Origin of the sequence: Sulfurimonas sp. (assembly GCF_023228785.1) — a bacterium.
In the GTDB taxonomy this organism is placed as follows: domain Bacteria; phylum Campylobacterota; class Campylobacteria; order Campylobacterales; family Sulfurimonadaceae; genus Sulfurimonas.
Map to the genome: position 1 here is coordinate 1 of NZ_JALOAN010000031.1, position 17,237 is coordinate 17,237.

17 protein-coding genes are annotated in these 17,237 nt (G+C 32.1%); 8 read left to right on the forward strand and 9 right to left on the reverse strand.

What is annotated here, in order from left to right:
- A partial coding sequence (locus M0Q24_RS08510; protein WP_295049635.1) for a multiheme c-type cytochrome occupies positions 1-289 on the reverse strand: 289 nt, incomplete at its 3' end.
- Positions 290-425: 136 nt separating this feature from the next.
- On the opposite strand from M0Q24_RS08510, the gene coaBC reads away from it, so the two are divergent.
- From coaBC to M0Q24_RS08540, 6 genes are all read left to right on the forward strand, one after another.
- On the forward strand, positions 426-1,694 hold the full coding sequence (gene coaBC / locus M0Q24_RS08515; protein WP_295049638.1) for a bifunctional phosphopantothenoylcysteine decarboxylase/phosphopantothenate--cysteine ligase CoaBC: 1,269 nt from the start codon (positions 426-428) through the stop codon (positions 1,692-1,694).
- A 1-nt stretch (position 1,695) separates the two neighbouring features.
- The gene (uppS, locus tag M0Q24_RS08520) at positions 1,696-2,370 is read left to right on the forward strand and encodes a polyprenyl diphosphate synthase (protein ID WP_295049639.1); all 675 of its coding nucleotides are present in this window, start codon (positions 1,696-1,698) and stop codon (positions 2,368-2,370) included.
- Positions 2,370-3,182 (forward strand): A24 family peptidase, encoded by an 813-nt coding sequence (locus M0Q24_RS08525; RefSeq protein ID WP_295049640.1) that lies wholly within the window; start codon positions 2,370-2,372, stop codon positions 3,180-3,182. Before uppS ends, M0Q24_RS08525 begins: the two co-directional genes overlap by 1 nt.
- Before the next feature lies 1 nt (position 3,183).
- The gene (locus tag M0Q24_RS08530) at positions 3,184-4,203 is read left to right on the forward strand and encodes an LptF/LptG family permease (protein WP_295049644.1); all 1,020 of its coding nucleotides are present in this window, start codon (positions 3,184-3,186) and stop codon (positions 4,201-4,203) included.
- A 7-nt stretch (positions 4,204-4,210) separates the two neighbouring features.
- Positions 4,211-4,921, forward strand: coding sequence for a tRNA pseudouridine(38-40) synthase TruA (truA, locus tag M0Q24_RS08535; RefSeq protein WP_295049645.1), 711 nt, complete (start codon positions 4,211-4,213; stop codon positions 4,919-4,921).
- Positions 4,922-5,018: 97 nt separating this feature from the next.
- Positions 5,019-5,753 (forward strand): hypothetical protein, encoded by a 735-nt coding sequence (locus tag M0Q24_RS08540; protein ID WP_295049648.1) that lies wholly within the window; start codon positions 5,019-5,021, stop codon positions 5,751-5,753.
- On the opposite strand, the gene M0Q24_RS08545 is transcribed toward M0Q24_RS08540, so the two are convergent.
- Genes M0Q24_RS08545 through glyS form a run of 4 tightly spaced genes read right to left on the reverse strand, consistent with a single transcriptional unit; the run spans position 5,754 to position 11,045 of the window.
- Positions 5,754-6,701 carry an alpha-L-glutamate ligase-like protein gene (locus M0Q24_RS08545; protein ID WP_295049649.1) on the reverse strand — a complete coding sequence of 316 codons (948 nt, stop codon included), beginning with the start codon at positions 6,699-6,701 and terminating at the stop codon, positions 5,754-5,756.
- A complete protein-coding gene (locus M0Q24_RS08550; RefSeq protein WP_295049651.1) occupies positions 6,701-8,221 on the reverse strand; it encodes an inactive transglutaminase family protein in 1,521 nt (506 codons plus the stop codon). The genes M0Q24_RS08545 and M0Q24_RS08550 overlap by 1 nt, the downstream gene beginning before the upstream one ends.
- On the reverse strand, positions 8,218-8,973 hold the full coding sequence (locus tag M0Q24_RS08555; protein ID WP_295049652.1) for an ATP-dependent zinc protease: 756 nt from the start codon (positions 8,971-8,973) through the stop codon (positions 8,218-8,220). Before M0Q24_RS08555 ends, M0Q24_RS08550 begins: the two co-directional genes overlap by 4 nt.
- 53 nt (positions 8,974-9,026) lie before the next feature.
- Positions 9,027-11,045 carry a glycine--tRNA ligase subunit beta gene (gene glyS, locus M0Q24_RS08560; RefSeq protein ID WP_295049654.1) on the reverse strand — a complete coding sequence of 673 codons (2,019 nt, stop codon included), beginning with the start codon at positions 11,043-11,045 and terminating at the stop codon, positions 9,027-9,029.
- Between the two features lie 166 nt (positions 11,046-11,211).
- Here glyS and M0Q24_RS08565 point away from each other — a divergent pair, with 166 nt between their 5' ends.
- Positions 11,212-11,598, forward strand: coding sequence for a class II SORL domain-containing protein (locus tag M0Q24_RS08565; RefSeq protein WP_295049655.1), 387 nt, complete (start codon positions 11,212-11,214; stop codon positions 11,596-11,598).
- A gap of 116 nt (positions 11,599-11,714) precedes the next feature.
- Here M0Q24_RS08565 and M0Q24_RS08570 read toward each other — a convergent pair whose 3' ends face one another.
- Positions 11,715-13,571 carry a hypothetical protein gene (locus tag M0Q24_RS08570; protein ID WP_295049661.1) on the reverse strand — a complete coding sequence of 619 codons (1,857 nt, stop codon included), beginning with the start codon at positions 13,569-13,571 and terminating at the stop codon, positions 11,715-11,717.
- Positions 13,572-13,678: 107 nt separating this feature from the next.
- Complete coding sequence (locus M0Q24_RS08575) at positions 13,679-15,241, reverse strand: EAL domain-containing protein (RefSeq protein WP_295049664.1); 1,563 nt, start codon at positions 15,239-15,241, stop codon at positions 13,679-13,681.
- 111 nt (positions 15,242-15,352) lie between these two features.
- On the opposite strand from M0Q24_RS08575, the gene M0Q24_RS08580 reads away from it, so the two are divergent.
- On the forward strand, positions 15,353-16,009 hold the full coding sequence (locus tag M0Q24_RS08580; RefSeq protein WP_295049667.1) for a uracil-DNA glycosylase: 657 nt from the start codon (positions 15,353-15,355) through the stop codon (positions 16,007-16,009).
- On the opposite strand, the gene M0Q24_RS08585 is transcribed toward M0Q24_RS08580, so the two are convergent.
- Complete coding sequence (locus M0Q24_RS08585; protein WP_295049670.1) at positions 15,990-16,679, reverse strand: nucleotidyl transferase AbiEii/AbiGii toxin family protein; 690 nt, start codon at positions 16,677-16,679, stop codon at positions 15,990-15,992. The genes M0Q24_RS08580 and M0Q24_RS08585 overlap by 20 nt on opposite strands.
- The gene (locus M0Q24_RS08590) at positions 16,648-17,211 is read right to left on the reverse strand and encodes a hypothetical protein (protein ID WP_295049673.1); all 564 of its coding nucleotides are present in this window, start codon (positions 17,209-17,211) and stop codon (positions 16,648-16,650) included. The genes M0Q24_RS08585 and M0Q24_RS08590 overlap by 32 nt, the downstream gene beginning before the upstream one ends.
- Between the last annotated feature and the right edge of the window lie 26 nt (positions 17,212-17,237).

Sequence of the window (17,237 nt, forward strand, 5' to 3'; positions counted from 1 at the left end):
CATTAGTAATAGTATGACAAGAGATACAAGTAATGCCCTCTTTTTGACTCGCTTCATCTGTTGCATTTGGTGTATGACACTTTGCACAAGTGTAGTCATTTTTCTCTTTAGATGGGTGCTTATCCCATACTGCTTTGTGGATCTTGTCTTCATATATAGAAGACTTTTTGTGCATAGAAGATTCAAATTCCTCAACTATGGTTGGATGACACTTATGGCAGGTAGCAGTATCTGCAGTATTTGCAAAAAGTGCTAAGCCAAGAGCTAGTATGTAAAGTATAACTTTCATATAAATATTCCTTTTATTAATTATAAGTTGTAATCTTATCAAAGTTAATAATATTTAGCTTGATATGTGTCAATATGTAAATCTTCTCATAGATAAATTTGGTATAATCCATAAATATTTTTACGAAGGCTCGTTTATGCTTATTCCTCCACACTTACTAAAAGACAAAAAGATACTCTTAGGAGTAACTGGATCTATTGCAGTATATAAGTCACTTGAACTTGTTAGGCTTTTTGTAAAAGCTGGAGCTGATGTTAAAGTTGTGATGAGCGAGGCATCTAAGAAGTTTGTAACTCCTCTTAGTTTTGAGACACTTACAAGTAGCAGAGTCCTAGATGATGTCAGCGAGTCATGGGTAGATGATCACAACCATATAAAAACAACTCAGTGGGCAGATCTATTCGTCATTGCTCCTGCGACTGCAAACACCATAGCAAAGCTCGCAAACGGCATTGCTGACAATATGCTACTTCAATGTGCCCTAGCATTTGCTAAACAAAAAGTTTTAGCTCCATCTGCCAATACAAATATGCTTGAGAATCCTTTTACAAAGGCAAATCTTAAGATGCTAGCTATCGCAAACTATAGTATTGTGGATACGCAAACAAAAGAGTTAGCATGTAAGAGTGTTGGTGATGGTGCTATGGCTGAAGTTATAGATATATTTTGGCATAGTGCGAAGATCCTGCTTCAAGATGATTTTTGGCGTGATAGGAGAGTTATAGTTACAGGTGGCGGGACTATTGAGAAGATTGATGATGTGAGATTTATCTCAAACTTCTCAAGTGGCAAAATGGCATCGGCTCTTGCTACTGCACTATACTGCAGAGGGGCAGATGTAAACCTTATCTCTACAAAGTTTGAATCAAACATTCCAAAAGAGATGCACACCATAGATGTAGAGAGCTCATCTGAGATGATGGAGTATTTGGTTGACTCCATTCGTATAGCTAAAAAAGGAAAGCTCTCCAAGCCAACTTTAATGAGTGGTGATGCAATAGCTTTAATACAAAAAAAACCATATCTCTTTATGGTTGCGGCTGTTAGTGATTATGTTTGCAAACATATACAAAAAGGCAAACTTAAAAAAGAATCTCTTGGCGCTGAATTTGCACTAGAATTAGAAAAAAATATTGATATCTTAGCAGCTATAGATAAAACGGATATAACAACTATTGGCTTTAAAGCTGAGTTGGATCCTCAAGAGGCCATAAAAAATGCTTCAAATATGATAGATCTAAAAGGTGTAGATGCTGTTTGCTTAAATATCCTAGAAGACTCATCTAGTTTTGGAAGTGACACAAATAAAATAGACTTTATAACTCCAAACGCTATAGAGTCTCTAACTCCGAGTGACAAACTAAGTTTAGCTTTTGAGATCTTAGAGCATGCAAAAGAACTCTAAGATGAACAGAGCAAGACATATTGCCATTATTATGGATGGAAACGGTCGTTGGGCTGAACTTAGTGGAAAAAAAAGAGTCAAAGGACATGAGGCTGGTGCAAAAGTTGTTAAAGAGATAACTACATTTTGTTCCAAAGATGAAGATATAGAAAGACTCACTCTTTATGCTTTTTCAACTGAAAACTGGAAAAGACCTCGCTTAGAAGTTGAGTTTTTGATGAAGCTTTTAGAGAAGTACTTAAAAGACGAACTTATAACATATCTAGCTAACAATGTTAGATTTGAGCCCATAGGCGATACAAGAGCCTTTTCAAAATCACTCCAAAAAACTATACAAAGAGTAAAGCAAGAGACAGCTCATTGCGATGGACTTATACAGTCACTAGCACTAAATTATGGTGCACATGATGAGATCTTAAGAGCTGCTAACAAACTAAAAGAGTACGATGGGGATATTACCGAAGAGATGCTTTCAAATGCACTTGATTGTAAAGATAGTGTAGATCTAATTATAAGAACTGGTGGGGACAAACGACTCTCTAACTTTTTACTTTGGCAATCAGCTTATGCAGAACTTTTTTTTACAGATACTCTTTGGCCTGACTTTACAACTATAGAATTAGAAAAAATCATAAAAAACTTTAAAAAAATACAACGCCGTTTTGGAGGTTTATAATGCTTCTTGTTGCGTTTGTTTTAGGTACACTCTTTGGTTCTTTTTTAAATGTAGTAATTCTTAGAATCCCACAAAATGAAAGCGTTGTCTTTGGTGCATCACACTGTTATAGTTGTAATAACCCGTTAAAACCTTGGCATAATATACCAATTGTCTCATGGATCTTCTTAAGAGGTAAATGCTCATTTTGTTCTGCTAAAATTTCTATGCAATACCCTATCATAGAGCTATTATCTGGAATTATCTTTTTACTTATAGCTGCTAAATTTACACTTGTTCTGCCTGCTCTTTTTATAGCTCTTTGTTTTTTAATGCTTCTAGCTCTTTCTGTTATTGATTTTCGTTATAAAATGGTTCCAGATTCGTTAAACCTTCTAGCTATCTTTTTTGCAATATTTGGAGCATGGAATTTAAATGGAGTATTTATAAATCTTCAAAATGCCCTACTCTTCGCAGGTGGTTTCACTCTGCTTAGATTTGCGCTTTCTTATTATCTAACTTCATCTATACACAGAGCATCACAAAAGAGTAAAACCTCATGGAATAAGTTTTATGACAGAACTCCTTTTGTTGAAGCTATGGGAGAGGGAGATATTATGGTAGCTGCTACAATGGGAGCACTACTTGGTGTTGAGTTAACACTTGTAGCTATATTTTTGTCAGCTCTTTTAGCACTTCCTGTGATGCTTTTAGTCTTAAAAAGAAGCGCTGAGGAGCAAAGAGTCCCTTTTGTACCATTTTTAGCACTAGCTACACTTATAGTTTTTATCTTTGACTCACCTATTTTAGCTTACATCGAGGCAAATTACTAATATGCATAAATTAAAAAATTACATAAATAACAATTTTTACATACTTTTTTTATCTATGTTTCTACCTCTGTTTGCCATAGCAACAGTAGTGTTTATGATAAAGCTAGCAACATATACAGCCGTCATACAGCTTGATATTTGGGATATGACAAAACTATTTCTTTTTGTACTTCCCGAAATTTTGTTTTATACGCTTCCCATAACTTTTTTCACTGCAGCTTCTCTTTCACTCCATAGACTCTCAACTGATAATGAGATGGTAGTACTCTTCTCTCTTGGTATTCATCCAAAATTTATACTAAAAGTACTTTCAAAACCAGCTATGATTTTAAGTTTTTTACTGACTTTTAATTTTCTTGTTCTCGTTCCACATACAGATATACTCTCAAGCCACTTTATAACTTATAAAAAAAGTGAAGCAAAGTTTAACTTGAGTGCATCAGAATTTGGGCATAGTTTTGGTAGTTGGCTTTTGTATCTAGGAGAGGATAATAAAGATGAAACCTATTCAAACGTTATCCTCTTTAACAAAAATATAGAAGAAGAGATCATCATTAGTGCAAAAAGAGCTGAAATTATTAACAACGCTGGGATACTCAAACTAAAATTAATGGATGGAGAGGGTTACAGCTATTCTAAAGAAAAGTTTTCACAGATTGATTTTGATACTATGTATATAAACGACACTATTACTACATACTTATCAGCTTATGAGACACCACTAGAGTACTGGTTCTCAGATGCTTGGAAAGAGAAAAAAAAGCATAAAATGATAACAAATACTCTTTTGAGTATCTTCCCTCTTATTAGTCTATTTTTAGTTGCAAGCATAGGTATAGTTCATGCAAGACAGCAAAAAGCTAAGCTCTATCTCTATCTTTTTATAAATGTAGTTCTCTACTATGGGGCTACTTTAGGTACTCAAAAATTACTTGGTTATTACACAATTCCAATAGTTGCTCTTACTTGGCTTGTAGTGACTTATATTATCTACAGAAAAACTATCTTAGCTAGGTTTTAAACTCTCTATGCGTTGTGCGATAACTCTCTCTTACAATGGAACTCATTTTCTGGGCTCACAAGCACAAAAAAGTTCTACTAACACTATAGTTGGAACTTTAGAAACAATCCTTTTAAAACTAGGGATTGACTCTAAGATTGTTGCTTCTGGTAGAACTGATAAGGGAGTTCATGCAACTGCTCAAGTTTGTCATCTAGATCTACCACTATATTGGCAAGATCTTAAGAAGTTAAAAAGAGCTTTAAACTCTATGCTGCCTTCTAGCATCCTCATCAAGAACTTAAAAGAAGTAGATTATGCTTTTCACGCAAGATATAGTGCTAAAAAAAGAGTCTATAGATATATAATAAAAGTAGCTAATGGTAATCCATTTGAAGCTAACTTTGTAACTTTTGTAGACTCTATAGATTTTAAAAAGATAGAAAATAATATAGAGCTTTTTAAAGGAAGACACGACTTTGCTAACTTTATGAAGATGGGAAGCGATACAAAGAGTAGCATCCGAGAGATCTACAAAGCTTTTGCATATAGACACAAAGATTTTATAGTTTTACACTTTGAGGCAAATGGATTTTTAAGAAGCCAAATACGCCTTATGGTAGCCGCACTTTTAAAGATAGAAGAGCAAGAGATTAAAGAGTCTCTATCTTGTAAAAAGAAGCACAAACTAAAACCAGCACCTAGTAATGGGCTATACTTAGCAAAAGTTAAATATTAAACTCGCTCTTTTTTAAGCTTGAACCTATATCTTAAATAAAAATAGACATTTTAAACAAAACTAAGTACAATTTCGACAATTATAAGGATTAAAACAGATGCAAATATTTGGAAAGTACTCAACAAACTTCGATATGGACTACTTAGTAGAACAATATATCTATTTCAATGAGAGCGATGAAGACGAAATCACTATAGATGAACTAGAAGTTCTGCTCAAAAACAAACGAAAAAGCGTAGCTGGGACTATTATACTTTACAATCCAGAGACATCTCCTGTAGGTTTTAAACCTAGTCGTTTTTTAAAAGAAGATGGTTTTGAGAGTTATGATAAGTTTGTTAAACTAAATGAATATCCTATGAGTTATGTAATAAATGCAGGTCTCAAAAAAGTCTACCCTTGTAAACTTGTAGAGATTAAATATCTTTTTTCACTAAACCGAGAAAACATAGAACCAACGCCTATCTTAGAAGAGCTTGATGCAGATCTAGATAAATTTAACTCAGATCAATATACAAGATATGACAAAAATCTAAATTATATGGATATTCCAAATATCAGACTTAGTGGTAAATTTGTCTTTTTTGGATCTGGACACAAACATGACAGACACCACAAAGCTATTATTGCATATGTAAGAGCTTTATCTGCCCAAGTTCAAAAGCTAGATAAAACTATAGTCTTTATGTACGACAACAACCATGATGAGCAAGAAGCACTAGAGATCGGTTACTTTTTATCTCCACTAGCTCTTGGAAAAGCAAAAGATGTAAGAGCAAAAGGCTTTAAAGAAGCTTTTAAAACTATTCCACCAAAAGTTCAAAAACTGTAATTAAAAGCCCTCTTTCTCAAGAACAAAATCCACTCTTTTTTGGACATTTGTTCTCTTTGAAGCTACTTTTTCTATCTCTCTTAGTCTTGGAAGTAATCCCTTAGAATTTGCCACTTGTATGGAGAGACCTGGTCTTGCATTTAATTCTAAAAGCATTGCACCTCTGTTTTTGTCTAAGACTATATCTGCACCTAAATAACCAAGGTTAGTCATATCGTAACAACTCGATGCTAAGAGCAATAATTCTCTCCAATTTTCTATTTTTATAGTATCAAAACTGTGCTTTGTATCTGGGTGAATAAGTACTTTTTTGCCATTCATTACAGCATTAATTGGCTTACCTGTTTTAATATCAAGCCCAACACCAACCGCTCCTTGATGTAAGTTAGCTTTACCATCTGAATCTTTGGTAGAGAGACGAAGCATCGCCATAACAGGATAACCTTGAAAAACTATAATGCGTATATCTGGAACACCTTGGTAAGAGTAGTCATCAAATACCGTATCTGCTTCGATCAAAGTCTCTACAAGTGCCACATCTTGATCTCCAGAGAGCGAGTAAAGCCCCGCTAAAATGTTTGTAACATGCCTTATAACCTCTTCAACTTCTATAATCATTCCACTTGATTTTACAAAACCCTCGCCCTCTCTGCCTTTAATAACTAAGATACCTTTACCACCAGATCCACAGGCTGGTTTTATAGCAAAACAAGAGATATCTTTTAGCTTTTCTTTAAGCTCATAAACATCATGTTGATACTGCATAACAAAGAGAAGTTCAGGAGTGTTTATGCCGTATTCATTAGCTAAGAGTTTAGTTTGAAGTTTGTTGTCTACTAAAGGAAAGAGTTTACGATTGTTGTAGCGACTAATAAACTCTATATTGCGGCTATTCATGCCTAAGATCCCACTTCTCTTAAGTGCAAAAGGAGTTATAAAACTAAACATTAGCTATTTTTAAACTCACGAAAACGACGAAGTTCTAAGAGTCTATAGCCTGTATATCTCCCCATAAGAATCATAAGTGCGATGACGATGAGATGGAGTTCTGGAAAGTTAAAACATAGATGTGCTACATATCCATTAACCATAGCCATATAAGCAAGAACAGCAACCAAAAGGCTTCCGCTGCCTTGTGTTAAAACCTCTTTAGCACCCTCTTCTTCCCAAAGTATAGACATTCGCTCAATTGTCCATGCAAGAATAATAATAGGGAAAAATGCTACACTCATACCAGTGTTAAACCCTAATTCATAGCCTACTAGAGTCATAAAAGCGACTAAAAAGATCACTATAACTATGATAGTAGCGATCCTTGAGACTAGTAAAAGGTTAAGGTTAGAGAGATAACTTCTAAGTATAAGTCCAATAGCTACAAGCACTACAAAATTGAGCAGTCCTAAAAAAAGTGATGTTTGTAAAAATGCCATAGCAATAAGTACGGGCATAAATGTTCCTGATGTTTTTATACCTATAATTAGGCGCATAAAAACAGTTATAAGAGCACCTATAGGCAAGAGTAGAAGTATTTTAAAGAGACTCTGCTCTTCAATTGGTAAGCGATGAATACTAAAGATCCCAAATCCACTCTCATCAAAGTGTGCTTGTGCTAACTCTAGTGCTGGCATACTTTGTTTAACCATGGAGAAGTTAACGGTTGCATTACTTCCTCCTTGGATTTCTATGAGTGACTTTCCACCTCGTGTCCATAAAAAGAAGTTTTTATCCTCTTCTTGCAGTGCATTGTTTGGATCAAAAAGTACCCATTCATCTTTATCGAGCACTTCTATTACAGAAGTAAGAGATTGATTTCTTCTTGCATCTTCTAGCTCTAATGCTAGTGAGATCCGATGAAGTACACCTGCATCAGATAAAAGCTTACTAAGTACATTTATATACTCACGCTTTAGTAAAAGTAAAGAGCCATCTTTTCTTGTTTGCATATCTGTAAGAATCTTTATAAGTTCTCTTGTAAAAGTTATATTATTGCTTGATTTTGCATATGCTAGATCTATTATCTCATTTGCAGCAATTTGTTCAGATGCACTCCAAAGGATCTCATCTTTAATGTGAAGCTCTGACTCTACTTTCTTTAAAGGTAGATCATTTGAAAAGTCTTGTACGATCTGCGCTTTATAGTAGAGTGTTTGTTTTCCTTGTGCTTGGCGAATACTCCACTCTCCACGCTTGATCCCATCTTTTTGAACCATGCTAAAACCATATCCAGCTGAGACACTCTGCTCGAAATATAGCTTATAACCCAAGGTATCTTCTGGTAAAGATAGACTAACTGTTATTGGTCTATTTTTTTGTGCCTTAAAGTCCACTCTAGCTTCAACCATCCAAACATCTTTTTTATTATTTGATAAAAAAGGAATCTGCGTTTGTTCATGTCTCATAATGGCGATAAATACCCCAAGTAAAGTCAGTACAAGTACAAAGAGCTGTAAAAATCTTTTAGATATCATTTTTTTGTTTTTTCTATTGTAAGTGGAGCTAAATATTCGCCACTAACATCTACTACAATAACATCTTGAAGAGCATTTCGACCAATCAACATTGGAAACTGCATATGCTCTCTATCTGTCAGAGTAAATTCACTTAACTCTTTTTTATCGCCAATAGTTATTTTAAGAACAACTACCACTCTTTTTTCATACTCTTTTTCAAGAGAAGATTGTGATATTCTTACAACTCTAATTACTTTACGTTCCATTACATAAGGTATATTTGTTTTTCTATCGACTAAGGTAAATCGCACCCACTTTTTGCCATCTCTCTCAAACCTTGTTATCTCCCTTGCATCTATAGAAGAAGTCTCAGCGCCTGTGTCAATTCTAGCATCCATTATGATATTAGATGGATAAATATGAACCTTTTCAACGCTTCCAACTATTAGTTTTTCTTTAAGGCTTGTTGTTGTTTTTTTTTGAATTATTATAGGTTGTTGCTTTACTTTGGCAGGTTTTTTAGATTTAACTAAAGTAGTTAGTTCATTTATTGAAGACGCATAGTTTTCACTTTGTTGTATTAGAGATGATTCTATTAATCGTTTATAATCCTCATCGTTTTTTTCAAGCTTTTGACTTATGTTTTGTTCTAGAAGAGTTATTCGCTTATCTAGTGCATCGAAGTGTTCACTACTTGTTGTATTATATGCTTGAGTGCATCCACTTAAGAAAATAACCAAGAGAAAATATAAAAGATTTTTAAGTGTCATTTTTCACCATTTTTAAAATAAAATTGTCTAACTTAAGCTTTAATCTCACAGATCTAAAGACTAACTTCTTTTATATCTGCTATCTTTAGGATGCTCTTGTATATGGATGCTACTAAAGATTTTCTGTTGTTTTTTATAGCTTCATCTTCAGCATTTACCATCACATCTTCAAAAAACTTATCAAGTTCAGGTTTTAGTCCTAAAAGTGCATCCAACTCCTCTTCGTAAGAGCCGTATGCACAAGCAGTGACTTTTTTATAAGAATCATGAAGCTTACTCTCTGCATCTTCTTCAAAAAGCTTCAAATCTACATTCATCTCTTGTGTGAGATCTATATCTTTAGTGATATTTGCAACTCTTTTAAACGTAGAAAAGGACTCACTAAATCCTTCTGAAGAGGCGATATTTGAGAGCGCTTCTATCTTTTTACCCATAGCAACAATCTCTCTCTCACCAGATCCAATAACTGCTTCAACTATAGAAGGATTTACCTTGTAGTACTGTTTTATACGTTCTAAAAAGAAACTCTCTAGCTTTTGCATATCTATCGGTGCATAAATAGAAGCTAACTCTTTAACACTCTTTAGTATGTCAAACTCAAAATTATACTCTTTTGTTATTCTTATGATGCCATTTACTGCACGACGAAGAGCAAAAGGATCTCTAGAACCTGTTGGTATCTCATTTATACTAAAGAGTGCCAAAAGAGTATCTAGTTTGATGCTCATCGCGACAACTGCACTCATAGGAGTTGATGGCAGGTCGCTATCTTCACCATCTGGTAAGTACTGCTCTTTTATAGCAGTTGCAACTTCCTTGCTTTCACCTTGTTTTAGTGCATAATAATGTCCCATAAGCCCCTGAAGCTCTGTAAATTCATAAACCATTTCACTAGTTAGATCTGCCTTAGCTAGAGAGATAGCTCGAACTAGATCTTCTTTTTTAGCATCTACCTGATAGTTATCAAAGAGTGAAGTCGCAATATTTGTCTCCCTCTCTACCTTGTCTTTTACACTTCCAAGACCTTTAAAAAAGGCGACTCTCTCAAGTCCATCTGTGCTTAAACCTTCTCTTATATCATTGTCATAAAAGAAGAGTCCATCAGCTAAACGCGGACGAAGAACTCTCTCATTGCCTTCAACTACTTTTCTATAATCATCTGTAAAAGCGTTTGAGACAACTACAAACTTATTTAAAAGTTTGCCATCTTTAAAGACTGCAAAATATCTCTGATGCTCTTTCATAGAAGTGATTATAACCTCAGGAGGAAGTCTTAAAAAATCCTCATCAAATGTTCCCAAAAGTGCTTTTGGATGCTCAGTTATAGCTACGATCTCATCTAGTAGATCTTTATCAGCATCTATGTTTATGCCATATTTTGCTTCTAACGCTAAGAAATCACTTAAGATATTTTGTTTTCTTTGTTCTTGAAATAGTGTAACACCACCAGCCTTTAAAGCATCGAAATACTCTTTTGCACCAGAGATCTCTAAAGATCCAAATCTTGAAATGCGATGAAGATATGTCTCTTTTTTAGATCTAACACCAAAAAGTTCAACATCTACAAGCTCATCGCCTAAGAGTACATTCACCCAACGGATAGGTCTTATAAAGCTCTCATCTAAACTTCCCCATCTCATTGACTTGCCAAAGTCAAGCGATGTTATCCACTCTTTAATGATGCCTTCTATTAGTTCGACAGAAGCCTTCCCTTTTACATCTTTTTTATAGTAAAGAACTTCTTTATTGTTTTTTGTACACGTGCCAATCTCACTAAGAGAAACTCCACATTTTTTAGCAAAACCCTCAGCCGCTGGTGTAGCTTTGCCATCTTTATATGCAACACTAAGAGGTGCACCAAAAAATTCTTCTACACTATCTCTTTGATGAGTGTTAAACTCTCTATGCCATATAACCAATCGTCTAGGAGTGTAGTAAAATTCAAAGTCGCCTAAAAGAGAGTTTTTCTCTAAAATGTCTACATATTTTTTTTCAATATTTTTCAACTCTTTTAAAAGTGGAGCAGCTGGCAACTCTTCAACACCTATCTCTATAAGTAGTGGTTTTAACATCATTATTCTCTTGTATTAAATTGAGTGGATTTTATCTACTTTTTGGTTAAAAAGTTCTTTTATAAAACATTTCTTAAACAAGATTGATAAACTCTTCTTTATATCTAGGTAAATGATTTTAAGTTACAATTGCAACATAAATTAAAACAAAACAAAGGAATTAAAAATGCCAAAGATTAACAAATATGTTGATATAGATACAGTTGAGAGAGAAGCTAAAAAAGACCTTATAGACCGTCACTCTCCATTTATCCACTGTGCAGATACTGCAAAAGTTGGTGAGCCATTTGCTGTAACTGTAAAAATGGGTAATGAGTACTCTCATCCAGATGATTTTGATCACTATATAGAGAGTGTTTCACTTTTTAATGGTGAGACAAAACTTGCAACTGCTTCTTATGTTCCAGGAACTCTAGGAAATGTAAAAGCTCACAACACTACAACTTTTACTATCATCCCAACTAGTAAAAAACTAAACCTTGTAGCTCACGGTTACTGTACAAAACACGGTATCTGGGAATCAACTCCTGTTATTGTAGAAGTAACAGCGTAATTTTAACTTTTTTACTAAGAGTTTTTTAGCTCTTAGTAACTATTTTATCTACAACTCATTATAATTTAGAATCAAATCTAAACTACATTTTTTCTAAAGCTTTTATATAAAGTAATTTATTTTTTTATAGCCATAATTATACGTTCTTCTTTTATAAGAACATCTCTAAATAATTTAAATGGAAATATTTGTAACTTGGATGCTTCAAATGCTTCGAGTATATTTTTTAACGTTTCTGCTTGTATTAATGACAAATTTAAGTCAAAATCTAATTCACATTCATTTATAAAATCATTTGTAAATTCTGGTGATATTAGTAAAGATTTCACAACACTATATCCTTTCTTTTGTGCAACACTAACATAAGACTTTATTTGTCTAGATACTGAACTAAATTTATTATATCCTGACTCTTTTATTGATTTACATTCAACAATAATGATTTCATTATCTCCTATTCTTAAAACAATATCTATTTTATCTTTATTTGTGCTTATTTCTTTTCTGAGCTTTTCATCTACATTTAAACCTAGTTTGATAAAAATATTTTTTGTAATATCTTCAAACTTCACACCAAGTTCTGCTTCTTTTATTATCAAACCATTTGATTTTAGTGTATTTAAGTCTCTCAAACCAATACTTGCATAATTCTCTATTTCTAAATAATCATTATTTTTATATGCTTCAAGAATATTTAGTACAATATTTCCTCTACTTTTTATACTTTTTTCAACACAAAACTTTTTTAAATCACCTGTGTCTAATATTTCTAGCAGATCTCTTGGTTTGATATTATAATTCAACAACATATTTGCATTTAATATATTTTCCTCTTGTAATTCAAAAGCTTTTTTAAATATGATAGATATTTCTTTACTGAAAACATCTTCTAAATCAACAAGTAAATGCTCATATCCTCCTATTGAAATTCCTATAGAATCATTAAGATCTATATCATTAAAATACTCTATTAGTGAATCTATCTTTTCATCTACAGTAGAACCTTTTAAAGGTTTTGCAAAGTTCAATCCATTTTCGGCAATATCATTAAGAAGATTTTTTCGCTCTGTTAAGCTAATATCTGTTTTAAAAATATCTTCTGATAAAAGTTTACGAAAAGAAATTCCGCTATTTACTAAAGTTTTGATTTTTTCTTCAGTCTGTACATTTTTAAAGGCAATGTTATGTTTTCTACAAACCATATTAAGCTGCGGATCCGTTAAAAGTTTTAATATACGTCTAACATGCTTATCTGCTACTTCTCTCCCTTTGATTTTTCTAAGCAATGATACAATTTCATTTGAGATGTAAATAATATTTGTTTTCTTTGAAAAGAAAATAATCCCTGCATTTTTTAAATCATTGATAATTTCATCAATAGAGTGTTTTTTTAAGGGTAAAATCATATATTTAATTAACTGTAGTTCATTTTGCGAAAGGGAGAGCTCATTTGCAAGTGTTGTAAGAATTGATTGTTCATCTGATGTAATTTTAGACTCTTGATTATTCAATTCATCATTATGATAGGCAGTTTGCAAACAAGCTTTATAGATCTTATAATCTTTTATACGTTCTTCACTTAGCTCTGATAAATTATTTGACAATTCATTTTCTAAGGACTTTACACTGTCTTTGTGTTGTTTAATTTCTTTTTCATAAAGCTTAGAAAACCAATCATATTTCATAATTGAATTACCATCACGAATTAAAATATTAGAAATAAAATCAATTTGTGATTCTATTTTAGTTAACTCATTAACTATATTCTCTGAATATTGTTTTTCTAATAAATCAAAAACTTTTACTATGTTTTTAAAATCAGCATTTTTCAAACCACCATCTGCTGAAGATAAAATAGCTTCAACTTCTTTTTGCTCATGCAAACTATTTCCAACAATTATGTTGTCAAGAATTTTAAGAAAAGAATTTTTTTCAAACGAATTCATTTCGTTTAATATATCAATGAGTTTCATGAATTACCTTTATTAATGATTATTAGCAATAATTATAGCTAAAAATATAATAAACACTTCATTATTTATTTTTGTTACTTATCTAAATCAATTTTATTAAACTCTATTTAGATACTAATACACGGTTTATCTATATGATAGCCCTGCGAAAAATCAATCCCTAGCTCTTTAACTTTGTTTAAAACTGTGCTTGAATGAACAAACTCTGCTATGGTTTTTATACCTAATTTGTTTGCGAAGCCAACTATAGTCTCAACAACTAAGTATGAGTTTTGATCTGTATCTATATCTTGTATAAGAGATCCATCTATCTTTATAAAATCAACACTCATTTTAGTGAGATACGCAAAGTTTGAGTAACCATCCCCAAAATCATCTATGGCTATTTTTGCTCCATATCTTTTTATCTCATGTATAAAACGAGAGATCTTGTTAAAGTCTTGTATAGCTTCTGATTCTACTATTTCAAATATAACTCTAGTTGACGCGTTACTATGTTTTAGTTTATTTAGAATAAAGTTAAACATCTCGCTATTGATAATATCTTCCATCGATAAGTTGATGCAAAACTCAAAGTCAGTATCTTCAAAAACTTCAAAAGATTTATCTATAATGATTTGAGTAACATAGTTATAAACTTTTATTCGTTTAGCTATAGGCAAAAAAAGTGCTGGGGAGATGATGTTTTTATCTTCATCTATAAGTCTCGCCAAACATTCATACTTTTTTATTTCTTGTGTTTTGTTGTCAATGATGGGCTGAAAATATGGAACGATATTTTTTCTCTCAACCGCATATCTAACCATATTTGAAATGCTAAGATTTCTCGCATACTCATTCTCAAATCTCATTCTATCTTCATATATCCAAAAAGGAAGCCTATTATCTTTAGCATATTTTAGAGCCATTGAGATTTTTGAAAATAGGTTTTCTTGATTTGTATTTACACAAGAAGCAAGAGTCAAACTTACATTTATTTCATTTTCTTGATAAAAAACTACAATGTGCTTTATTTTCTTATAAAGCTCACTAAGGTACTCTTTTAGATCATAAAAAGGTAGATTTTCATCTAAAAATATCGAAAATTCAGTTCCTGAGACTCTGTAGATCTTTTTATTTATATTTTCTGCAAGAAAGTTTCCAACCTGCTCTATTATGTAGTCGCCCACCATAAAACCATAAAAATTATTTATAGTTGCAAAGTCATCTATAGCTATAGTTATTAAGCCATAACCATCATTATCATGTAGGTCTTTTCTAAGTTGATAAAGGTTTGGAAAATTTGTTAGGTGGTCTGTAAAGTATCTACTAAGTAACTGTTTTTTACACTCTTTTAATGAGCTATTTGCACGAAAATCTTTTAACTGGATCTCTCTAAGTGCTTCATCACTAAAGCGTTGTGCTTCTAAGTTCTCATCAAGTTCATAAACTACTACAGAAGTTGAAGTTTTATTTAAATGTTTAAACATAACAATCTTCACTTTAGGAAGTTTTTTTTCTAACTCAAGTTTGAGGTTTTGAACTAAAACGGTATTGTGCATATATGAAGAGATATGTATAAGCAGGCTTTGACTGCCAATGTCTATGATTTGCCTAACAGTAGAAGCAACTTCTGTTGATGATGTCAACTTAAAATTATATATACCTAAAATGTTTTTTTTATTATCCATGCTTATACTTCATCCTTTTAAAGTTCGTCATTTTATCATAAAAACTTCTTCAAAGTAGATTTTAACTACACTTTAACTATACTGATAAAAATTTATTTAGTAGGCATTTGTGTGAAATCTTTTCAAAATTTAGTCCTCCTTCAAAATCTTTATCGCCTAAAAGCTCTTGGTTTTGACTACACCGATCCTTTTTTTATAAATGAAGCAAATACACATGAAAAACCAACAACACTAAAACAACTCTCTCAAAATATAACCTCATGTCATCTTTGTGATCTGAGTAAATCAAGAAAACAGAGTATGAGCGGATTTGGAAATGAAAATGCAACGCTCATGTTTATAGACTTTAGCGTCTCAATGAGTGAAGATGCAAACAACGAATACTATAGCGGTAGAAGTGGTGATAGCTTGAGAAAAATGATAGAAAATGTCTTAGATCTAAGGACTCAAGATGTCTATATAACACACGCTATAAAGTGCAAACCACTAAATTCAAACCTTCCATCTGCCTCAGAATGGGACTCTTGCAAGTCATATCTTTTATCACAAATAGAGTTCATAAAACCAAAAGTCATAGTAACTCTAGGTGAAGATGCTTACTACAAACTAACAAACGAACAAACAGATTTTCAAAATGTAAGAGGACATGTTATAGACTTCAAGCAGTACAAACTTATCCCAATCTACCACCCCATATACCTACAAAGAAATCCAGAGCTAAAGAAAGTCACTTTTAATGATCTAAAAACTATAAAGAGTTGTTTGTAAAATATCTACCAATATTTTCAATAAGTTCTTTTTGTAACTCTTTAAAATTTAAAGCTATAGGGAATTTTTCATCAAGATAAACTATTTCATCGTCATCTTTTTCTTGCATATTTTCTATAAACCTTATTAGTTCTTGAGATGTTGTTATTTTTTTTACTTCCATACAAAGATATAAAATTTCATCAAGAGATAATATTTTAGATTTTATTATTTCATTTAGATCATAAATATCTCTAGATTTTATTCTGTTTAAAAGTGCTATCAGTTTTAACTTAGAAATGCTTTTTAAATCAAGCATTTTTATACTTGTCGGCTCATACCTTTGAAGCATAGCTTTATCTATAATACTTTTCATAATATTTGTAGATGCAGCAAAAAACTCAACTTTTACATCATCTAATAAAAACTTCAACATATATTCACTTGGATTTAATCCATTGATTCTTAATGCACTTTCATATATGTCTTTTTGTTTTACTGCACCTAGAGATAACATAGCACTTTCAATCTCTTTATATGGAAGTTTTTTTGGAGATACAATATCTACATCTTCAGATATTCTATGACATAAATAATACGCTAAAGCAGTTCCGCCAATAAAGTAAAGTTCTCTCTCAAAAAGAGCAGTACTTGCTAGTTTAGTTAGTGCTTTTTTTACTGCTAATGTCATCTATATAACCTCGTAATATTTTATATGAAGCATCTCTGTCATATCTGCCATTTAGTTTTAATTCTAATCCATTTAGATTTATAAAACCATCTTTATACATCTCTTTATACATTAAAATTAGCTCCATTTTCACCCTTTGTATTCCAAACATTAAGCATAACTCATAAATATCTTCTTTATCCATCGCAGATAGTGTTCTTCTTATAATTGTTGTTATCTTTTGGTAAGAGGGTTTTGAGCTTTGCCATATCTCTTTTGAGTTAAATCTTTTAGGGTCATATAGAGCTACTTTTTCATTATCATAATACTCATAAGGCTTAGCATTTGTTAGTAAAAAACTATCGCTAGCTTCTGGAATAAGCTTTCTATAAAACTTACCTCTCTTGGTTTGTGCTATTAAATGAGGAGATCTATGTACTGATTTTTGCATACTTATAGTTGATATATCAAGATTTTCAAATATTTCATATCCAAACTCTTTATTAAAAGGTAGAGTATTTATTATCTCTCTAACACTTTTTATATCACTCATAAAAACTCCTCTTATTTATTGTCACA

Excerpts from the sequence above, each read along its gene's own strand:
- M0Q24_RS08545 (WP_295049649.1), bottom strand. The coding sequence starts at position 6,701 with ATGTTTAGTTTTATAACTCCTTTTGCACTTAAGAGAAGTGGGATCTTA.
- M0Q24_RS08525 (WP_295049640.1), top strand. The coding sequence starts at position 2,370 with ATGCTTCTTGTTGCGTTTGTTTTAGGTACACTCTTTGGTTCTTTTTTA.
- M0Q24_RS08575 (WP_295049664.1), bottom strand. The coding sequence starts at position 15,241 with ATGGATAATAAAAAAAACATTTTAGGTATATATAATTTTAAGTTGACA.
- M0Q24_RS08565 (WP_295049655.1), top strand. The coding sequence starts at position 11,212 with ATGCCAAAGATTAACAAATATGTTGATATAGATACAGTTGAGAGAGAA.
- uppS (WP_295049639.1), top strand. The coding sequence starts at position 1,696 with ATGAACAGAGCAAGACATATTGCCATTATTATGGATGGAAACGGTCGT.
- M0Q24_RS08570 (WP_295049661.1), bottom strand. The coding sequence starts at position 13,571 with ATGAAACTCATTGATATATTAAACGAAATGAATTCGTTTGAAAAAAAT.
- M0Q24_RS08585 (WP_295049670.1), bottom strand. The coding sequence starts at position 16,679 with ATGACATTAGCAGTAAAAAAAGCACTAACTAAACTAGCAAGTACTGCT.
- glyS (WP_295049654.1), bottom strand. The coding sequence starts at position 11,045 with ATGTTAAAACCACTACTTATAGAGATAGGTGTTGAAGAGTTGCCAGCT.
- M0Q24_RS08530 (WP_295049644.1), top strand. The coding sequence starts at position 3,184 with ATGCATAAATTAAAAAATTACATAAATAACAATTTTTACATACTTTTT.
- M0Q24_RS08590 (WP_295049673.1), bottom strand. The coding sequence starts at position 17,211 with ATGAGTGATATAAAAAGTGTTAGAGAGATAATAAATACTCTACCTTTT.
- M0Q24_RS08550 (WP_295049651.1), bottom strand. The coding sequence starts at position 8,221 with ATGATATCTAAAAGATTTTTACAGCTCTTTGTACTTGTACTGACTTTA.
- coaBC (WP_295049638.1), top strand. The coding sequence starts at position 426 with ATGCTTATTCCTCCACACTTACTAAAAGACAAAAAGATACTCTTAGGA.
- truA (WP_295049645.1), top strand. The coding sequence starts at position 4,211 with ATGCGTTGTGCGATAACTCTCTCTTACAATGGAACTCATTTTCTGGGC.
- M0Q24_RS08540 (WP_295049648.1), top strand. The coding sequence starts at position 5,019 with ATGCAAATATTTGGAAAGTACTCAACAAACTTCGATATGGACTACTTA.
- M0Q24_RS08555 (WP_295049652.1), bottom strand. The coding sequence starts at position 8,973 with ATGACACTTAAAAATCTTTTATATTTTCTCTTGGTTATTTTCTTAAGT.